Origin of the sequence: Cupriavidus necator, assembly GCF_016127575.1 — a bacterium.
Classification (GTDB): domain Bacteria; phylum Pseudomonadota; class Gammaproteobacteria; order Burkholderiales; family Burkholderiaceae; genus Cupriavidus; species Cupriavidus necator_D.
Genome location: NZ_CP066019.1, coordinates 734,301 through 752,640, shown reverse-complemented (window position 1 = coordinate 752,640; position 18,340 = coordinate 734,301). Strand labels below are relative to the sequence as shown.

Sequence of the window (18,340 nt, the reverse complement as noted above, 5' to 3'; positions counted from 1 at the left end):
TGTCCTCACTCCCGATACAGATTCACCACCTTGGCGCCGCTGCTGCGCAGCGACGGGCGGTAGTCGAGCAGGCGCGACAACTCGCCCGCGGTATCCCTGACCTTCTCCACCATCGCATCCAGTTGCGCCGGATCGATATGCGCGGCGGGGATGGTGGCGCCCAACGCCGCCACCACCTTGCCGGTGCGGTCGCGCACGGGCGCGGCGATGGTGGAAATGCTGGCTTCGAAAAAGCCTTCCTGCAGCACGTAGCCGCGCTCGCGGTCGCGCTGCACGATCTCGTGCAGCTCGTCGACGGTGCGCGGCGTGCTCTCGGAAAACACCGCAAGCTGCGTCTCCGGGTACAGCGTGCGCAGCTCCGCCAGCGACAGGTCTTCCAGCAGCACGCGCCCCAGCACCGTGGCATGCGCGGGCAGGCGCGTGCCGACGTTGACCGAGCTGGCAAACGGCCGCGGCGACACCGCCTTGGCCACGTAGACGATCGAACGCCCGTCGCGCACCACCAGGTTGCTGGGATAGCCGATCTCGTCGCGCAGCCGCTCCAGCAGCGGGCGGCCCAGCTCGGTCAGCTCCAGCGACGCCAGGTATTCAAACCCCAGGCGCAGCACGGCCATGCCCAGCCGGAAATCCCGGCCGCCATCGGCGCGCTCGACAAAGCCCAGCATTTCCAGCGTGGCCAGCAGGCGGAACACGGTCGAGCGCGGCACCTTCAGGCGGCGCGCCAGTTCCGCTGCCGACATGGTGCGGTCCTTGCTGCTGAACTCGCTCAGCAGGCGCAGGCCGCGCTCCAGGCCCGGGACGATGTACTTGTCCGGGGTTTCGCTGGCGGCGGACGTGGCCGGGATGGGGTTGCTGCTCATGGCTTCGGTGGATGCGTGCTGACGGACGTTCGCCGGCATCAGCGCTTGATCTTCGTCAGCGGATGCTCGGGCGGGTAGGTCGGCGTGATCGGCTTCTTCGCGCCCAGCATCACGCACATCAGCGCGTCTTCCTCGCCGATGTTGATTTCCTCGCGGTAGACGCCCGGCGGCACCGAGACCAGGTCGCGGTCGGTCAGGATGGTCTCGTAGCGCTCGCCGTCCTTTTCCAAGATCAGCTTGACCTTGCCGCGCAGGATGAAGAACACCTCTTCCACGTCGGTGTGGATATGCGACGGGCCTTCATGGCCGGCCGGGATGATCATGGTGGAGAAGGTGAAATGCTCGCTCGGCACGGTGTTGGTGTCGGCGGCCACGCCGGTGCCGCCGGTGCCCAGGTAGCGCATCTGCGCGCGGCGGTACTTGGGGTCGTAGTCGGCCTGGAACTTCAGCGCGTCCCAGTCGTACTTGCGCGTGGAGAAGCGCGCCACGCGGCTTTCCATCCATTGGTCGAACGAAGCGTTCTCCGGCTGGTCCCAGGAACGCTTGATGTTTTGCGGTTGAGAAAGATCGCTCATTTGGATTCCTTCTGTTTTCAGTGGATCGGTTGGATCAATGCATGACAAAGCCGCCGTTGACCGCCAGCGTCTGGCCGGTCACGAAACGGGCGAGGTCGGACAGTGCAAACAGCACCGCGCCGCAAACATCGTCGGGCAGTTGCTCGCGCGTGATCGCGCGCTGCTCGCGGTACAGGTCGTGCCGGTGCTGCGGCACGTATTCGGTGGCTTCCACCAGCGTCAGGCCCGGGGCCACGGCGTTCACCGTGATCTGGTCCTTGCCCAGTTCACGCGCCAGCGAACGGGTCATGCCGATGATGGCGCTCTTGCTCGCCACGTAGGCAAGCAGGTTGGGCGCGCCCCACAGCGGCGTGTCCGAAGCCAGGTTGACGATGGCGCCGCGGCCGCTGGCGCGCAGCGCCGGCAGGCAGGCGGTGGTCATCAGCCAGGTGCCGCGCACGTTGACGTTCATCACGCGGTCCCAGGTGGCGATGTCGATGGCGGCGGCGTCACGGCCGCCGGAATCCGTCACGGCGGCGTTGTTGACCAGGCCGTCGAGCCCGCCCAGCGCCTTGACCGCGGCCTCGGCGCAAGCCTGCACCGAGGCCGGATCGGACAGGTCCAGCGTGACCGGCACCACCTTCAGGCCGCGGGCGCGCAGGGCGTCGGCTTCCTGCTGCAGGCGCTCGGCCAGGATGTCGGCCATGGCCACGGTGGCGCCGGCTTCGGCCAGCGCCTTGACGAAGGCCAGGCCCAGTCCGCGCGCGGCGCCGGTGACCAGCACCTTGCGCCCGGCCAGCAGCGTGTTGTTGGTGTTTGCCTCAGGCATGGCTGGCGGCTCCGGCGGGTTGCAGCATGGCGACGGGCTCGTCGGCCACTTCCTGCTCGGCGCGGCGCTTGAGCAGGCGGCGCACGCGGGTAATGCCGGCGTCGTGCTGGTACAGCATCTCGTGGTCGCGCGCGTTCGGGGCCATCATTTCCAGCACCACGCGGTCCTGCTCCAGCACGTCCCAGTGCAGCTGCTCCAGGCGGTTGCGGTACAGGAAGCGCCACACGTCGCGCTCCCAGCCCTGCACGTGGCGGGTACGCCAGAAGAACACCATGCAGTGGTCTTCATCCACCGGCGTGGCCATGCCGACGATGCCGAACGGGCCGCCGGGGCCGACGCTGGCGCGGTACGGAATCGCCAGGCGCAGCCACAGCGTGCCGGTCTCGCCAAATTCCACCCAGTCGAAATTGACGCCGCGCTGGCCGGTCTTCTCGAACACCAGGCCGTGCTCGGTCTCGCGCACCTGCATCACGGCGGACTTCTCGCCGCTGGCCATCGAGTGCGACACCGCATGCAGGTAGGCGCCGTGCATCGGGTCCATCACGTTGTCGATGGCGTAGCGGTAGTTGCAGTCCCAGTGCGCCACGCACAGGAAGTTGCTGTGTTCCTCGCTGACCAGTTCTTCCGGCAGGCGCAGTTCGTCGGGGCTGCCCTCGCCTTGCGGGGCCTGGTCCCCGAACCACAGGAAGATGGCGCCGGCCTTCTCCTGCACCGGGTAGCTGCGCACGCAGGTGCGGCCTTCCAGCGGGCAGCTTTCCACCGCCGGCACGCTCTTGACCTGGCCATCGCCGCCGACCTCGACGCCGTGGTACCAGCAGGCAACGCGGTCGCCCAGGTTCCAGCCCATCGACAGGCGCGCGCCGCGGTGCGGGCAGCGGTCTTCCAGGGCGTGGACCTGGCCTTCGCCGTCGCGCCACAGCACGATGTTCTGGCTCAGGCGGGTAATGCCGATCGGGGCATGGGACACCGCCCACGAGGCGGCGACCGGGTACCAGTAGTTGCGCAGGCCGGTGTTCAGGCGGGCTTCGGTGCGGGCTTGCTTGTTCGATTCCATGGTTTTCTCGCTTCGAGGCTGGACTTGGACTGGGGCGGGCTCAGGCACCCAGCCGGCGCATTTCGGACAGGAAGCGCTCTTCGGTCCAGGGCTGGCCGTCCACGCCCAGGAAGCCGGCGTCATTGAAGGCGCGCACGATGTCCTGCGGGTTCTGCGCGCCGCCTTCGAACGCGGCTTCGAGGGCATCGCCCAGCGCGTTCTCATAGGCGGTCGGCGCGGCGGCGCGGGTCTGCCAGACGATGTTGGCGACCTTGCCGGGCTGCTCGATATGGCCCTTGCCTGCCACGTTGTTCGGCGCCGGACGCTCCCAGGGCACCAGGTTCGGGTTGTACGAGAGGCTTTCCATTGCGCTTTGCTCCATGTCTTGCAGCGGGGGGACCGTGTTCCGCGTGCCTCGCCGACCGGTCTTGCGATCGCCTGGCTACGTTTTACTAATGAAACACTGGTTTAGATATTGAACACAGGTACGACTATAGACAACGCGGCCGCAAAAATTGACTGGGGTTAACCCGCGATCGGCATACGAAATCTGGAACGGGTGGCGCAAGCTGCGCGACACCGCTCGGGATGCGGCGGCAGGCGCCGCCGCGGTGGCTTCAGGTGGCGTCGTCCAGCACCGAGCGGATCAGCCGCGCGGTGGCGGCGGCCTGGTCGATATAGCAGGCGTGGCCGGCATCGGGGATCAGCGAGAACGGCAGGCCGAAGCGTTCGGCCAGCGTGCCGCAGGCTGGCGGCGTGGTGACGACATCGCGGCTGCCGCAGGCGATCTGCGTGGGCAAGGCATCGGGGCGCCGCGCCAGGTAGGCGTGGATGTCGTCGCCGCACAGCATCGCCACCGCCTGGCGGTAGCCGTCCGGGTTCAGCCGCTGCATGTTCCAGCGCACCCATGCCTGGGCGCCGGGGTCGGCTTCCTCGCTCAGCAGCCGGGCCGGGCCGCGTTGCGCCAGGCCATCAACGCCCAGGGATTCCAGCGCCTCCAGCCGCTGCCGCGCCACTTCCCTTGCCTGCGCCTCCCTGCCCGCGCCGCCGTAGCCTTGCGCCACGCTGAGCAACAGCAGGCGCGCGGGCAGCTGGCGCGCGTTGGCAACATAGGCCGCCGCCATCAGCGCGCCCAGCGAATGCCCGACGATCAACGCCGGCTGCACGCCCAGTGCCTGCAGCAGCCGGTCCAGCCGCTGCGCGTAGTCCGACGCCAGCGGCCGCGCCTGCGGCAGCGGCGACGAATCGCCATAGCCCGGCGCATCCCAGGCGATCACCCGCGCGTGCGCGGCCAGCAGGCTCGCGCACGGCAGCCACGACGCCGCCCCGGAACTGATGCCGTGCAGCAGCACGACCGCAGGGCCCGTGCTCCCGCCGCTGCGGTAAGCCACGCGCTCGCCGTCCGCGCCCACCTGCACCACGCGCTGGGCAAACCCGCTGTCGAGGGCTTCCAGCAACTGCCGGTCTGGCTCGGCCAGGATGTGGGGCTGATTTTGTTCCATATATAAAACTTAGGTTTGAGAATAAAACTTTTGAAGCATAGGCGTGTCGGAGCCCAGCCGGGATGAGGGTTAACGATAGAAAGATCGGAAACCTCCGCGCAGAGCCGGCGTTAGCCGTCGCGGCGTCGCCTCACTAGGGATAACCCTCCTCACATCTTGTGGAAACTCGCAGCTATATTTTGCTTGACGTTTCTTATGTTGTTTGATGTTTCATATATAAAACACAAAAGAGACCGAAACAGCATCCGCAGCCGCCATCCGCAGTGGCAGCGGACTACAAGACGACAAAACGGAAAACGGAAAACGGAAGGAAACTGGTAGATGAAACTTGCACGAATCGCCGCAGGCCTGGCCGCGGCTTTCCCCCTGCTGGCCTCGGCACAATCCTCGGTCACCCTGTACGGGGTCATCGACACGGGCGTCGAGTATGTGAGCAATGTCGGCGCCAACGGCGACGGCCTGGTGCGCATGCCCAACCTGACCGCGACCGTGCCCTCGCGCTGGGGCATCCGCGGCACTGAAGACCTTGGCGGCGGCCTGAAGAGCATCTTCGTGCTGGAGTCGGGCTTCTCGCCGGATTCGGGCACCTCCAACCAGGGCGGCCGCCTGTTCGGGCGCCAGGCGCTGGTCGGGCTGAGCAACCAGTACGGGCAGCTGTCGTTCGGCCGCCAGTACACCATGCTGTTCTGGGCCACGCTCGACAGCGATGTCCTGGGGCCCAACGTGTACGGCTCGGGCTCGCTCGACAGCTACCTGCCCAATACGCGCGCCGACAACGCGGTGTCATACAAGGCCAACTTCAGCGGTTTCGTGGTGGGCGCCACCTACAGCTTCGGGCGCGATGCGGTCAACGCCGGCCCCAGCCCCTCGGGCACCAACTGCGCCGGCGAGAACGCCACCGACAAGAAGGCGTGCCGCCAGTGGTCGGCCATGCTCGGCTACGACAACAAGACCTGGGGCGTCACCGCCGCGTATGACTCGCAGCGCGGCGGCCCGGGCGCCTTCGGCGGCCTGACCAACAGCAACCTGACCGACGACCGCCTGTCTCTCGGCGGCTACATGCTGTTCCAGCGCACCAAGATCGGCGCCGGCTGGATCCGCCGCGACAACGAGGGCAGCCCCACCCCGATCAGCGACCTGTACTACGCCGGCGCGTCCTACGACATCACCCCCGCGGTCAACCTGGCCGGCCAGGTCTACTTCCTGAACTACCACGGCAGCGACAACCAGGCCATGCTGTATACGCTGCGCGCGATGTACAGCTTCAGCAAGCGCACCTCGGTGTACGCCACCGCCGGCTTCATCAACAACGGCGGCCAGCTGGCCATGTCGGTCAGCGGCGGCTCGCCTGGCTCGAACCCGCGCCCGGGCGAGAACCAGTGGGGCTCGATGATCGGCATCAAGCACGTTTTCTGATTTCCTCCGCGCCCCCCGGCGGTACCGTCCGGCGCATGCAAGGCGCCGGACGCCAACACAGCCATTGGCCCCGGCCCGTCCGGGCGCCACGTCTTACAGAGGTCTGAACATCATGAAGTCCGTACGCCGCAAAGTACTCGCCACGCTGGCCGCCGCGACCGCCCTGGTCGCTGCCACCGGCGGCACCGCCCTGGCCCAGGGTGCGTACCCGAACAAGCCCATCACCATCGTTGTAGCCTATCCGGCCGGCGGCGACGTCGACGTGCTGGCGCGCCTGTTCGCGGAAAAGCTCGCCCCGCGCCTGAAGCAGTCGGTGGTGGTGGAAAACCGCACCGGCGCCGCCGGCACCATCGGCAGCGCCTACGTGGCGCGCGCCAACCCGGACGGCTACACCCTGCTGCTGGCCCCCAACACCGTCGCCCTCGCGCCGCTGGTGCTCAAGGCCGGCACCGGCGCCAGCTATGACGTGCAGCACGACCTCACTCCCATCAGCCAGATCGGCACGCAGTCGCTGTTCGTGGTCGTCAACAAGGGCAGCGGCATCACCAAGGTCAGCGAGCTGGTGGCGCGCGCCAAGGCCGGCAAGGTGGAAACCTATGCCACGCCCGGCAATGGCTCGCCGATGCACATCATGGGCGAAATGTTCAACAAGTCCGCCGGCATCAAGATCAGCCAGGTGCCCTACCGCGGCTTGGCGCCGGCCATCGTCGACGTGATCGGCGGGCAGGTGCCGGTGACCTACATCACCTATGGCGCAATCTCGCAGTATGTCGGCAACGGCAGCCTGGTGCCGCTGGCGGTTGCGGACCAGAAGCGCTCGCCGTTCGCGCCCAACGTGCCGACGCTGGCCGAGCTGGGCTACAAGGACGTGGAAATCGGCGCCTGGCAGGCCCTGCTCGGACCGAAGGGCATGCCGGCCGACCTGGTGCGCACGCTCAACACGCACGTCAACGAGATCCTGAAGATGCCCGACGTGGTGGCGCGCATGGCCACCATCGCGGTCACGCCTGCGGGCGGCGAGCCGGCGGTGCTGTCGAAGCTGATCGCCGCCGACACCGCCCGCTACACCAAGGTGGTCAAGGAGTTCGGCATCCAGGCGGACTAGCCTGAGGCCGGACCGCCGGGCGTCCCCGCCGCGTGCGGGACGCCTGGCTTTCAGCGCAGCAAACCGTACGCGCCAGGTGTAAGAATTACCCGCGGCGCGGCGACTCCCGCGCCACAGCCGCCATCGTTGCAAAGTGGCCCGGAAGTTGCTGGGTAGCGCGCATGGACCTGTCGTTCGACTGGCGCGAAGCCCTCCTCCTGACCCTGTCCCCGCTCGAGATCATCGTGCGCGGCACGTTGATGTACTGGGTGCTGTTCCTGCTGTTCCGCTTCGTGGTCCGGCGCGACATCGGCTCGCTGGGCATCGCCGACCTGCTGTTGGTGGTGATCGTCGCCGACGCCGCGCAGAACGGCATGGCAGGCAACGGCGAGAGCGTCGCCGATGCCGTGCTGCTAGTGGTCACGCTGATCGCCTGGAACCGGCTGATCGACCTGCTGGCCTACCACTCCCCCGCTTTCCAGCGCTTTGCCGAACCCAGGAAGGTGCTGCTGGTGCGCAATGGCACCAAGCTGCGCGAGAACATGCGGCGCGAATCCATCACCGACGAAGAGCTCGAAGCCAAGTACCGGCAGGAGGGACTGGAATCGATCGACGAGGTCAAGGCGCTGTACCTGGAGGCCGACGGCAAGGTCAGCGTGGTCAAGAAGAAGTAAGCGCCTGGCCGGCGCATGGCACCGGCCGGCCGAGGCAGCCCTTGCTGCCTTAGAGATCGGCGAACCTGCGCCCCTGCGCCGCCAGTTCCTCCAGCAGTGGCGCCGGCGCGAAGTCCGCGCCATACAGCGCCTCATAGCGCCGCATTGCCGCCAGCACCTTGTCCAGCCCGATGGTGTCGGCATAGATCATCGGGCCGCCGCGATACACCGGCCAGCCGTAGCCGTTCACCCAGATCACGTCGATGTCCGAGGCGCGAATCGCCTTGCCTTCCTGCAGGATCTTCGCGCCTTCGTTGATCATCGGATAGATGCAGCGATCCAGGATCTCCTGCTCCGACACCACGCGGCTGTTCCTGCCCTGTTTCGCGGCGAAGTCGCGAATGACCTGCTCGACCACCGGCGACGGCTTCGCGTTGCGCTGTTCGTCGTAGTCGTAGTAGCCGGCGCCGGCCTTCTGCCCGCGGCGGTCCATCTCGCACAGCACCTCGCGCAGCGTCGAGCCGCTGGACTTCTCGCGCACCCAGCCAAGGTCAAGCCCGGCGAGATCGCTCATGGCGAAGGGGCCCATCGGAAAGCCGAAGTCGTACAGCACGCGGTCCACGTCCCACGGCAGCGCCCCGTCCAGCACCAGCTTCTGGGCCTCGCGCTGGCGCTGGGCCAGCATGCGGTTGCCGACAAAACCCGGGCATACCCCGACCAGCGCCGCGACCTTGCCGATCTTGCGCGCGAGTTCCATCGCGGTGCGGATCACCGGCTTTGCGGTCTTGTCGCCGCGCACCACTTCCAGCAGCTTCATCACGTTGGCGGGCGAGAAGAAATGCAGGCCGATGACCGCCTCCGGGCGCGAGCTCGCGGCCGCGATCACGTTCACGTCCAGCGCCGAGGTATTGGTGGCAAGGATGGCGCCCGCTTTGGCGATCCGGTCCAGCTTGCCGAACAGCTCCTGCTTGACCTCCATGTTCTCGAACACCGCTTCGATGATCAGGTCGGCATCGGCCAGCAGCTGCAGGTCCAGCGTGGGCGTGAGCAGCGCCATGCGGGCCTCGACATCGGCCGCGCTCAGGCGCCCCTTGCGCGCGGTGTTGTCGTAGTTGGCCCGGATCGTCTTCAGGCCGCGGTCCAGCGCCTGCTGCGAGGACTCGACGATGGTCACCGGATAGCCGGCGTTGAGGAAGTTCATGGCGATGCCGCCGCCCATGGTGCCCGCGCCGACGATGCCGATGCGCCTGACCGCAAGGGCGGGCGTGTCGGCTCCCACATCCGGCACGTTCCATACCTGGCGCGAGGCAAAGAAGTAGTAGCGCTGGGCCGCCGACTGCGTGCCGTTGAGCAGTTCGGTGAACAGCTCGCGCTCGCGCTTCAGGCCGGCTTCGAATGGCAGCTCCACCGCCGCCTCGATGCAGCGGATATTGAACTCGGGCGCATCGAAGCCGCGAAAGCGCCGCGCATTGGCCTTGCGGAAGGCAGCGAACAGTTCCGGCTTGCCGCGCGCGGCCGCCACCTTGTCATCGGATTCGCGCACCTTGCGCAGGGGCCGCTTCTCGGCCACCACCTTGCGTGCGAACGCCACCGCGTCGGCACGCAACGAGGCGTCATCGGTCAGCAGGTCGACCAGACCCATCTCCGCCGCTGCGCTGGCCGCCACGTGCGTGCCCGAGGTGACCATCTCCAGCGCCTGTTCCGGGCCCACGATACGCGGCAGCCGCTGGGTGCCGCCCGCCCCCGGCAGCAGGCCGAGATTGACTTCCGGCAGCCCGCACTTTGCCGAGCGCGTGGCAATGCGGTAGTGGCACACCAGCGCCAGCTCCAGCCCGCCGCCGAGCGCGGTGCCGTGGATGGCAGCCACCACCGGCTTGGGCGCGTCCTCGATCATGGCCTGCACCTCCGCCAGCGACGGGCCCGCCGGCGGCTTGCCAAACTCGGTGATGTCCGCGCCCGCGACAAAGGTCTTGCCGGCGCAGATCAGCACCACGGCCTTGACGGCATCGTCGGCGAGCGCGCGCGCCATGCCGTCGCGGATGCCGCTGCGCACGGCGGCGGACAGTGCATTGACGGGGGGCGAGTCGAGGCTCAGGACGGCGATGTCGGCGTCCACCGTGAGGTCGGTCACGGCGTTGATGGCGGTCATGGATCGGTTCTCCTGGATTGAATCGGTGTGGGGTGCCGGTGCAGGCCCGGCGGATGCTCAAGCGCCGCCCTGCGCCGGCGCGGGTCGACAATGCGCAGGGCCAGCACGAAGGCGGCGCACTTGACCACGATGGCGAGCGCGAACACCACCCAGAAGCGCACGCCCTGGGCCAGCAGGCCGCCGCAGACCGGGCCGATGGCCATCATCGCGTAGGTGGCGGTATCGGACACCGCCAGCAGCATGGGCCGGTCCTTGCGGCTGCCGAACTCCATCACGAGGTTGTCAGCCGAGATGAAGAAGCCGCCAAAGGCGGCCCCCAGCCCACAGAAGGCAAGCAGGACGCCGGGCAGCGTGGTGCCGCACAACAGCAGCAGCGTTGCCGCCACCCACAGCGCGATGCTGGCCAGGAACACCAGCCGGTAGCCGTGGCGGTCGGCGATGCGGCCCCAGGCCAGGCTGCTGGTGGTCTGCGCCAGCAGGTAGGCCAGGCTCATGTAGCCCAGCACCGCACCGGACAGGTCGATATGGGTGCCGGCATAGATCGCATAGAACGGCATCGCCATCATGCCGGACGCCACCAGCGCGCGCGCCACGAAAAAACGCACGAAATCGCGGTCCGCACGCAGCAGCGCCGGCACCTCGGCCAGGCGGCGCAGGAAGCCCGCCGGCAGGCGCACGTCGTGCAGGGTCGGCTCGCGCATCTGCGTGAGCGCTGAAATGCCGATGCTGGTCAGCACAAAGGCCGCCAGGAAGGTGGCGGCATAGCCGTTGCCCAGCACCTGGTTGCCCACCAGGTAGCGCCCGCCCAGCCACGCCACCGCGGCCGCGGTGAGCCCGCCGCAGAAATTGCGCAGCGCGGTCAGCCGGCCGCGGCGCGCCAGTGGGATGATCTTGGAGGTCAGGTAGTTGAAGCTGACGTTCTGCACGCCGTTGAGCAGCCCGAACAGCAGCAGGAAGATGCCCGCCGCGACCAGCGCCGCCTCGCCCGACAGCCACAGCGCCGACAGCGCCAGCCCCAGGATCTGCGCGCGCACCAGCCAGCCCACCAGATAGATCAGCGGCAAGACGCGCGGGCGGTGCTCGATCAGCGTGGCGCCCCAGATCGACGACGCGGCCATGCCCGCATATTGCGCGGACAGCACGATGCCGACAGTCAGCTTGGAGCCGGACAGCAGGTACAGGTAGGCCGGCACGAAGGTGGGCGCGGTCACCAGCCGGAACCCGGTCATGCCCAGCATGCCGTGCGCCAGGTACGCGCGGGCGTTGCGCGGCAGGTGCTGGTCGACATGCTGGAGATAGCACCGCTCAGCCTGTTCATGCGCGCTCAGGTCAGGCCCCTCGTCGGGGCCGGCTACCCGCTCGGGGGTCCGCTCGCCTGTCATGCGCCGAGACCTGTGCCGCCTGAATCCACCCAGCGCACGCGGTCCGGCGCCCGGGCACCGGGATACGAAACGGTTCGCTGGTCGAGCGAAGGCATGACGACGGGCACGGCTTGGTCTCCCTATGGCACCGGTCTGCGTTGGCAAGCTGCCTGTCCGGCATCGCACGCAACCGGCGCATCCCGTTTTTTAGTGATAGCAGTATGTTTTGAATGGATGCTACCACAGGAAACATCTTCAACGCCCGGCCTTCCTTTCACTGGATGACTACGTCGAATTACCGCTTATTTCCCCGGATTTTTCGTGCTGCAGCGCAACCTCAGACATGACCCATGGCCTGCAATGCACGCACATCGGAGATCCGGCCGCTGCTCCGGCCACATCCATTTTAGGTAATTGAGTATTGACGCTGCCAGATGCGACTTGTATAACGGGATACGCCGCCTGGCCGACCAGCCAGGTGCGGGCGACCTCACCGGCAGCGCGCCAGAGAAAGAGGCGTCCAGCGAAAGGCACCTGAGCACAAGGAGACACGCGTGGACGAGTTGGAGACCTTCCGGCAGCAAGCGCGCGCCTGGCTGGAGCAGAACTGTCCGGCCGAGATGCGGCAGCCGGTGCGCAACGAAGACGACATCTGCTGGGGCGGGCGCAGGTTCCGCTTCCAGTCCGAGGCCCAGCGACAGTGGCTTGGCCGCATGGCCGACAAGGGCTGGACCGTGCCCGAATGGCCCACGGAATACGGCGGCGCCGGCCTGGCGCGCGAGCAGGCCAAGGTGCTGCGCGAGGAAATGGCCCGGCTCGGCTGCCGCGTGCCGCTGCAGAGTTTCGGCATCTCCATGCTTGGCCCCGCCCTGCTCAGGTACGGCACCGAAGCCCAGAAGCGCGAGCACCTGCCCCGCATCGCCCGCGGCGAAATCCGCTGGTGCCAGGGCTACTCCGAGCCCAACGCCGGTTCCGACCTGGCCGCGCTGCAGACCCGCGCCGAGGACCGCGGCGATCATTTCCTGGTCAACGGCCAGAAGGTGTGGACGTCCTATGCCGACCAGGCCGACTGGATCTTCTGCCTGGTGCGCACCGATGCTGCGGCGCAAAAGCACACCGGCATCAGCTTCCTGCTGTTCGACATGGAAACGCCGGGTGTGACGACCCGGCCCATCCTGCTGATCTCCGGCAAATCCCCCTTCTGCGAGACCTTCTTCGACGACGTCGCGGTGCCGCGCGCACAGCTGGTCGGCGAGCTCAACGGCGGCTGGGAGATTGCCAAGTACCTGCTCACCCACGAGCGCGAGATGATCAGCGCCATCGGCAGCCGCGGCATGCGGCAGCCGCTTGGCGCGCATGCGGCAAAGGCCATCGGGCTGGACGCCGCCGGCCGGCTCGACGAGCCGATGCTGCGCGCACGCGTCGCACAGTTCGAGATCGACGAAGCCGCCTTTGCCGCGGCCGGCGAGCGGGTGCGCGACCTGGCCCGCCAGGGCGAGGGCATCGCGGCGTTCTCGTCGGTGCTCAAGTACTACGGCGCGGAACTGAACAAGCGCCGCTACGAGCTGCTGATGTCAATCGGCGGCAGCGACGCGCTGGAATGGGAAAGCGAGCGCAGCCAGCAGGGCGCGCTGGCACGCGCGTGGCTGCGCAGCAAGGCGAACTCGATCGAGGGCGGCACCAGCGAGGTCCAGCTCAACATCGTCGCCAAGCGCCTGCTCGGCCTGCCGGGCGCCTGAGCCCGGCCCCGTGCGCTTCCCCCCGCTGCCCCGTACCCAGACACGAGTCCGCCCATGCCCATCGTACTGAACCAGACGCAGGAAATGCTGCGCGACAGCGCCCTGACCTTCCTGCGCGAATCCGCCCCGATCTCCGCGCTGCGCATGCTGCGCGATACCCGCGACGAGACCGGCTTCTCCCGCGCCTTGTGGCAGCAGCTCGCTGAACTCGGCTTCGCCGGCGTGCTGGTGCCCGAGCAATATGGCGGCAGCGGCCTGGGCGTAGTGGAGGCCGGCGTCATCATGGAAGCGATCGGGCGCACGCTGGCGCCCTCGCCGTTCCTGTCCACCGCCGTGCTGGGCGCGGCGCTGCTCAGCCACTACGGCAGCGATGCGCAGCGCACGGCGATGCTGCCCGCCATCGCCGCCGGCCAGCACCTGACCGCGCTGGCACTGGAAGAGAGCGCCAGGCACCGGCCCACGCGCCATGCCCTGCGCGCAAGCGCCGACGGCGACGGCTTCCGCCTCGATGGCGACAAGGTCTTTGTCGTCGATGGCCACGTCGCCGACACCCTGATCGTGGCGGCGCGCACCGCCGGCGCGCGCGACGACCGCGACGGCATCACGCTCTTCCTGGTGCCCGCCGGCAGCGCCGGCCTCTCGATCGAGCGCACGGTCATGGCCGACGCCACCAATGCGGCGCGCGTGACCCTGCGCGAGGTCCGGCTGCCGGCCGCCGCTGTGCTGGGCACCCCCGGCAATGGCGCCGCCATGCTGGAGCGCGTGCTGGACGTGGGCCGCGCCGTGCTGGCATCCGAACTGCTCGGCATCGCCGACGAAACCTTCGACCGCACGCTTGCCTACCTGAAGGAGCGCCGCCAGTTCGGCCGCATCATCGGCGAGTACCAGGCGCTGCAGCACCGCGCCGCGCACCTGTTCACCGAGATCGAGATCACCCGCGCCGCCGTGCTGCAGTGCCAGCAGCGGCTCGATGCCGGCACGGACGACGCCGCCGGCCTGGTCTGCGTGGCCAAGGCGCGCGCTGGCACCACCGCGACTCTGGCCGTGCAGGAGGGCGTGCAGATGCATGGCGGCATCGGCATGACCGACGCGCTGGAGATCGGCTTCTTCATGAAGCGGGCACGCACCGCCCAGGAACTGCTCGGCGATACCAACGTCCAGTTGCAGCGCTGGGCGACGCTGCGCGGCTACTAGCCGGCGCGTCCCGCACACCGCCGCGGGACCATGGAAAACCACTAGCTTTTCCGCGCGGCAATCGGGTTGTTTTCGTTTCGAACGATCAGTATGCTGGGATCACGGCCTCGCAAGACCACCCGCAACGGTATTTCGCCACTGGCGCAATATCAAAAAATCACTCCCCCTCAGCAGCATGATCCGGTGCTGGCGGATGCAAGGGGATCGGAAGACAGGAGACGACATGTACCAAGCATCATGCAGATTCGTGTTGCCGGTATCTTCCGTTTCGGCTAGCCGCGCCAAGGCAGGGCTGCGATGAGCGCCTACGTGCTGCGCCGGCTGCTGGCGCTGATTCCCACGCTCTTGTTTGCCAGCCTGATCGTCTTCACCATCGTGCGCATGGTGCCGGGCGATGTGGTCGACCTGATGCTGAGCCAGAACGACATCAGCGCCGATACCCGTACCCGTGAAGACCTGGTCCGCGCCCTCGGCATGGACCGCCCGATGTGGCAGCAGTATGTGCACTGGGTCGGCGGCATCGTGCTGCGCGGCGACCTGGGCCAGTCGCTGTGGCAGGGCGAGCCGGTGCTGTCGATGGTGACCGCGCGCATTCCCGCCACCTTCTCGCTGGGCGTGATCGCGCTGGTGGTGGCGCTGTCGGTGGCGCTGCCGATCGGCGTGCTGTCGGCCATCCGCCAGGACAGCGCCGCCGACTATATCGCGCGCTCGTTCTCCATCCTGATGCTGGCCATCCCCAGCTTCTGGCTAGGCACCATGGTGATGGTGTTCCCGTCGGTCTGGTGGGGCTGGTCGCCCGAGGCCCGCTACGTGCCCTTCCATGAAGACCCGGTGCAGCATGTGCGCAACATGCTGATCCCCGCCATCGTGCTGGGCATGGCGCTGTCCGCCATCACCATGCGCATGACGCGCACCATGATGCTGGAGGTGCTGCGCCAGGACTATATCCGCACGGCCTGGGCCAAGGGCCTGAGCGAGCGCCTGGTGGTGCTGCGCCACGCCTTGCGCAATGCGCTGATCCCGGTGGTGACGCTGATCGGGCTGCAGGCGCCGCTGCTGATCGGCGGCGCGGTCATCATCGAGCAGATCTTCGCGCTGCCCGGCATGGGCCTGCTGCTGCTCGACGCCGTGCACCAGCGCGACTATCCGGTCATCACCGGCGTATTCCTGGTGGTGGGTGTCGCGGTGATGCTGATCAACCTGCTCGTTGACCTGAGCTACGGGCTGTTCGATCCGAAAGTGAGGCACCGCTGATGGCCAAGCCCGCCCTGCACCCCAATCCCGCCGCCCCCGCGGCCGCTGCCGCACCGGTCCGGCGCGCCGTGCCCGGCCGCGGGCTGCTCAGGCGGCTGTTCCGCGACAAGCCGCTGGGCGCCGCCGGCGCCGTCATCTGCGCCATCTTCCTGTTCTGCGGCGTGTTCGCCGACCTGCTGGCGCCGTACGGCATGAACGAGATCAGCATGCTGCAGCGGCTGCAGGCGCCCTCCTGGGCGCATCCGTTCGGCACCGACAACCTTGGCCGCGACATGCTGTCGCGCTGCCTGTACGGCGCGCAGCTGTCGGTGGTGATCGGCCTGAGCGCGGCCACGCTGGCCACGGCGATCTCGGTGCTGCTCGGCATCCTGACCGGCTACCTCGGCGGCAAGCTGGACCTGATCGTGCAGCGCATGGTCGATGCCTGGATGAGCTTCCCGGACCTCGTGATCCTGATCGTGGTGGTCTCGGTGCTGGGCCCGGGCAGCTGGCAGATCGTCTGCACGCTGGGGCTGCTGCTTGGCATCGGCGGCTCGCGCATCGTGCGCAGCGCGGTGGTCTCGGTGCGCGAGAACATGTATGTCCACGCCGCGCAGTCGATGGGCGCGTCCACCACGCGCATCCTGTGGCGCCATATCCTGCCCAATGTGCTGCCCCCGGTGATCGTGCTGTTCACCACCCGGGTCGGCACGGCAATCCTGGCGGAATCGGGCCTGTCCTTCCTGGGCCTGGGCGTGCCGCCGCCCGCGCCGACCTGGGGCGGCATGCTGTCCGGCGATGGGCGCACCTTCATGTTCCAGGGCCCCTGGCTGGCGCTGGCGCCGGGCATCTGCCTCACCATCGTGGTCTACGCGATCAACATCTACGGCGACGCCCTGCGCGACCTGCTGGACCCGCGCATGCGCGGCACACGCTAGCACCTGTCCCGAATTGCAGTCCCCTGCCGCTAGCGCGGTGGGGCACGGAATCTCCCGGCGGCGATGCCGCCGGGCCAACGGCAGTCGACCACGGAGGGCTTCGGTTTGAACACACAGGCATCCTCGATGTTGGCGGGCGTGGTGCTCGCATTGTGCGCGGCCACGGCCAACGCGCAGAGCGACGCGCCCAAATACGGCGGCACGCTGGAGATCGGCTCGGTCTACCCGACCATCTCGGCACTGTCATGGGACCTCGCCGACTGGAACTGGAAGCAGAACTACGACACCGGCCAGGTCTACGAGCAGCTGTTCGTGGCCGACCTGTCCAAGTCCAGGCGCCTCGGCGGCAAGTACAGCTTCCAGGCCGACGCGTGGCTGCCCGAGGACGCCATCCGCGGCGAACTGGCCGAAAGCTGGAAGTGGCTCGATCCGCAGACGCTGGAAGTCAGGCTGCGCAAGGGCGTCAGGTTCCCGGCCAAGCCCGGCGTGATGGAAGAGCGCGAACTGGTGGCGGACGACGTGGTCTTCAGCTACACGCGCCAGGCCGAAAGCGCGAAGAAGATCCCCACCTATTTCGACCACCTGGCCAAGGTGGAAGCGAAGGACAAGCATACGGTGCTGTTCCGCTTCAGCAAGTACAACGCCGAGTGGGACTACCGCTTCGGCTGGGGCTACTACTCCGGCATCATGCCGAAGGAGGTGGCCACCGCCGGCGCCGGCAACTGGAAGCACGTCAATGGCAGCGGCCCGTTCCAGCTGACCCAGTTCGTGCAGGGCAACGCCAGCACCTATACGCGCAACGCCTTGTACTGGGATACCGAGAAGGTGGGCAGCAAGGATTTCAAGCTGCCCTTCGTCGACAAGATGGTACTGCGCACCATCAAGGATGAAGCCACGCGCAACACCATGCTGCGCACGGGCAAGCTCGACGTCATGGAAGGCATACGCTGGACCTCGGTGGAAGAGCTGAAGAAGAGCGCGCCGCAGCTGCAGTGGTCGCGCTGGCTGTCCTTCACCGGGCAATACCTGGCCATGCGCGTGGACACCAAGCCCTTCAACGATATCCGCGTGCGCCGCGCGCTCAACATGGCGGTCAACAAGCAGGAGATCGTCAAGCAGTACTACGGCGGCAACGCGGAGCTGTTTGCCTATCCGCAGCACCCGGACTACGAGGGCTACTTCGAGCCGCTCAGCGCCATGCCTGAGAACGTGAAGGAGCTCTTCACCTACAACCCCGACAAGGCCCGCAAGCTGCTGGCCGAGGCCGGCTACCCCAAGGGCTTCAAGTTCAAGGTGCAGGTATGCGCCTGCGCGCCGGACCATATGGAGCTGCTGCCGCTGATTGCCGCGTACCTGGAACAGGTCAATGTGCGCATCGAGATCCAGCCGATGGAGTACGGCGCATTCCTGTCCGCGATGACGACGCGGACCAATGCGCCCGGCTACATGATGGCCAACGGCCATACCAATCCCACCACCACGATCCGCAAGAGCTTCGTGCCGGGACAGGTATGGAACGCCGCGCAGTGGGGCAACGACGCTTACACGAAGCGGGTCGAAGCCGCCTTTGAGCTGCGCGATCTCGGCAAGCGGCAGGAAGCGCTGCGCGGGCTGACGCGCGACATCCTGGCCGAGGCGCCTTATATCTGGCTGCCCACGCCCTACATGTACACCGCCTGGTGGCCATGGGTGCGCAACTACGGCGGCGAGCTGCGCGCGGGCGCGGTGCGGCCCGGGCCGATCTATGCACGCATGTGGATCGACCAGGACATGAAGAAGAAGCTTGGCTTCTGAG

General features: G+C 67.6%; 16 protein-coding genes. 8 read left to right on the top strand and 8 right to left on the bottom strand.

Annotated features, from left to right (window positions below; translation table 11 throughout):
- Positions 1-5: 5 nt before the first annotated feature.
- The 6 genes from I6H87_RS22435 to I6H87_RS22410 form a co-directional block, all read right to left on the bottom strand.
- A complete protein-coding gene (locus I6H87_RS22435; RefSeq protein WP_041688341.1) occupies positions 6-860 on the bottom strand; it encodes an IclR family transcriptional regulator in 855 nt (284 codons plus the stop codon).
- A gap of 38 nt (positions 861-898) precedes the next feature.
- Positions 899-1,435, bottom strand: a complete 537-nt coding sequence (locus tag I6H87_RS22430) for a cupin domain-containing protein (RefSeq protein ID WP_010811686.1) — start codon at positions 1,433-1,435, stop codon at positions 899-901.
- A gap of 34 nt (positions 1,436-1,469) precedes the next feature.
- Positions 1,470-2,243, bottom strand: coding sequence for an SDR family oxidoreductase (locus tag I6H87_RS22425; protein WP_010811687.1), 774 nt, complete (start codon positions 2,241-2,243; stop codon positions 1,470-1,472).
- Positions 2,236-3,297, bottom strand: a complete 1,062-nt coding sequence (locus I6H87_RS22420; protein ID WP_011616776.1) for an aromatic ring-hydroxylating dioxygenase subunit alpha — start codon at positions 3,295-3,297, stop codon at positions 2,236-2,238. The genes I6H87_RS22425 and I6H87_RS22420 overlap by 8 nt, the downstream gene beginning before the upstream one ends.
- A gap of 40 nt (positions 3,298-3,337) precedes the next feature.
- Positions 3,338-3,643, bottom strand: a complete 306-nt coding sequence (locus tag I6H87_RS22415) for a recombinase-like helix-turn-helix domain-containing protein (RefSeq protein WP_010811689.1) — start codon at positions 3,641-3,643, stop codon at positions 3,338-3,340.
- A gap of 250 nt (positions 3,644-3,893) precedes the next feature.
- Positions 3,894-4,778 (bottom strand): alpha/beta fold hydrolase, encoded by an 885-nt coding sequence (locus tag I6H87_RS22410; RefSeq protein ID WP_010811690.1) that lies wholly within the window; start codon positions 4,776-4,778, stop codon positions 3,894-3,896.
- Between the two features lie 321 nt (positions 4,779-5,099).
- On the opposite strand from I6H87_RS22410, the gene I6H87_RS22405 reads away from it, so the two are divergent.
- From I6H87_RS22405 to I6H87_RS22395, 3 genes are all read left to right on the top strand, one after another.
- Entirely contained in the window at positions 5,100-6,194 is a 1,095-nt protein-coding gene (locus I6H87_RS22405; RefSeq protein ID WP_010811691.1) for a porin, read from the top strand.
- Between the two features lie 112 nt (positions 6,195-6,306).
- On the top strand, positions 6,307-7,299 hold the full coding sequence (locus tag I6H87_RS22400) for a Bug family tripartite tricarboxylate transporter substrate binding protein (RefSeq protein WP_010811692.1): 993 nt from the start codon (positions 6,307-6,309) through the stop codon (positions 7,297-7,299).
- A 161-nt stretch (positions 7,300-7,460) separates the two neighbouring features.
- On the top strand, positions 7,461-7,952 hold the full coding sequence (locus I6H87_RS22395) for a DUF421 domain-containing protein (protein WP_010811693.1): 492 nt from the start codon (positions 7,461-7,463) through the stop codon (positions 7,950-7,952).
- Between the two features lie 49 nt (positions 7,953-8,001).
- Here the strand turns inward: I6H87_RS22395 and I6H87_RS22390 are convergent, their stop codons facing one another.
- Positions 8,002-10,080, bottom strand: a complete 2,079-nt coding sequence (locus I6H87_RS22390) for a 3-hydroxyacyl-CoA dehydrogenase NAD-binding domain-containing protein (protein ID WP_011616775.1) — start codon at positions 10,078-10,080, stop codon at positions 8,002-8,004.
- Positions 10,077-11,462, bottom strand: a complete 1,386-nt coding sequence (locus I6H87_RS34740) for an MFS transporter (RefSeq protein ID WP_011616774.1) — start codon at positions 11,460-11,462, stop codon at positions 10,077-10,079. The genes I6H87_RS22390 and I6H87_RS34740 overlap by 4 nt, the downstream gene beginning before the upstream one ends.
- Positions 11,463-11,995: 533 nt before the next feature.
- Here I6H87_RS34740 and I6H87_RS22380 point away from each other — a divergent pair.
- The 5 genes from I6H87_RS22380 (at position 11,996) to I6H87_RS22360 (ending at position 18,339) form a co-directional block, all read left to right on the top strand.
- Positions 11,996-13,180, top strand: a complete 1,185-nt coding sequence (locus I6H87_RS22380; RefSeq protein ID WP_011616773.1) for an acyl-CoA dehydrogenase family protein — start codon at positions 11,996-11,998, stop codon at positions 13,178-13,180.
- A 54-nt stretch (positions 13,181-13,234) separates the two neighbouring features.
- Entirely contained in the window at positions 13,235-14,374 is a 1,140-nt protein-coding gene (locus I6H87_RS22375) for an acyl-CoA dehydrogenase family protein (RefSeq protein ID WP_010811697.1), read from the top strand.
- A 297-nt stretch (positions 14,375-14,671) separates the two neighbouring features.
- The gene (locus I6H87_RS22370; RefSeq protein ID WP_011616772.1) at positions 14,672-15,628 is read left to right on the top strand and encodes an ABC transporter permease; all 957 of its coding nucleotides are present in this window, start codon (positions 14,672-14,674) and stop codon (positions 15,626-15,628) included.
- Positions 15,628-16,545, top strand: a complete 918-nt coding sequence (locus tag I6H87_RS22365) for an ABC transporter permease (RefSeq protein WP_010811699.1) — start codon at positions 15,628-15,630, stop codon at positions 16,543-16,545. The genes I6H87_RS22370 and I6H87_RS22365 overlap by 1 nt, the downstream gene beginning before the upstream one ends.
- A 126-nt stretch (positions 16,546-16,671) precedes the next feature.
- Positions 16,672-18,339, top strand: coding sequence for an ABC transporter substrate-binding protein (locus I6H87_RS22360; RefSeq protein WP_010811700.1), 1,668 nt, complete (start codon positions 16,672-16,674; stop codon positions 18,337-18,339).
- The last annotated feature ends 1 nt before the right edge of the window (position 18,340 follow it).

Bases quoted from the DNA above. Each gene is read 5' to 3' on its own strand.
- I6H87_RS22435 (WP_041688341.1), bottom strand. From the start codon at position 860: ATGAGCAGCAACCCCATCCCGGCCACGTCCGCCGCCAGCGAAACCCCG.
- I6H87_RS22430 (WP_010811686.1), bottom strand. From the start codon at position 1,435: ATGAGCGATCTTTCTCAACCGCAAAACATCAAGCGTTCCTGGGACCAG.
- I6H87_RS22425 (WP_010811687.1), bottom strand. From the start codon at position 2,243: ATGCCTGAGGCAAACACCAACAACACGCTGCTGGCCGGGCGCAAGGTG.
- I6H87_RS22420 (WP_011616776.1), bottom strand. From the start codon at position 3,297: ATGGAATCGAACAAGCAAGCCCGCACCGAAGCCCGCCTGAACACCGGC.
- I6H87_RS22415 (WP_010811689.1), bottom strand. From the start codon at position 3,643: ATGGAAAGCCTCTCGTACAACCCGAACCTGGTGCCCTGGGAGCGTCCG.
- I6H87_RS22410 (WP_010811690.1), bottom strand. From the start codon at position 4,778: ATGGAACAAAATCAGCCCCACATCCTGGCCGAGCCAGACCGGCAGTTG.
- I6H87_RS22405 (WP_010811691.1), top strand. From the start codon at position 5,100: ATGAAACTTGCACGAATCGCCGCAGGCCTGGCCGCGGCTTTCCCCCTG.
- I6H87_RS22400 (WP_010811692.1), top strand. From the start codon at position 6,307: ATGAAGTCCGTACGCCGCAAAGTACTCGCCACGCTGGCCGCCGCGACC.
- I6H87_RS22395 (WP_010811693.1), top strand. From the start codon at position 7,461: ATGGACCTGTCGTTCGACTGGCGCGAAGCCCTCCTCCTGACCCTGTCC.
- I6H87_RS22390 (WP_011616775.1), bottom strand. From the start codon at position 10,080: ATGACCGCCATCAACGCCGTGACCGACCTCACGGTGGACGCCGACATC.
- I6H87_RS34740 (WP_011616774.1), bottom strand. From the start codon at position 11,462: ATGACAGGCGAGCGGACCCCCGAGCGGGTAGCCGGCCCCGACGAGGGG.
- I6H87_RS22375 (WP_010811697.1), top strand. From the start codon at position 13,235: ATGCCCATCGTACTGAACCAGACGCAGGAAATGCTGCGCGACAGCGCC.
- I6H87_RS22370 (WP_011616772.1), top strand. From the start codon at position 14,672: ATGAGCGCCTACGTGCTGCGCCGGCTGCTGGCGCTGATTCCCACGCTC.
- I6H87_RS22365 (WP_010811699.1), top strand. From the start codon at position 15,628: ATGGCCAAGCCCGCCCTGCACCCCAATCCCGCCGCCCCCGCGGCCGCT.
- I6H87_RS22360 (WP_010811700.1), top strand. From the start codon at position 16,672: ATGTTGGCGGGCGTGGTGCTCGCATTGTGCGCGGCCACGGCCAACGCG.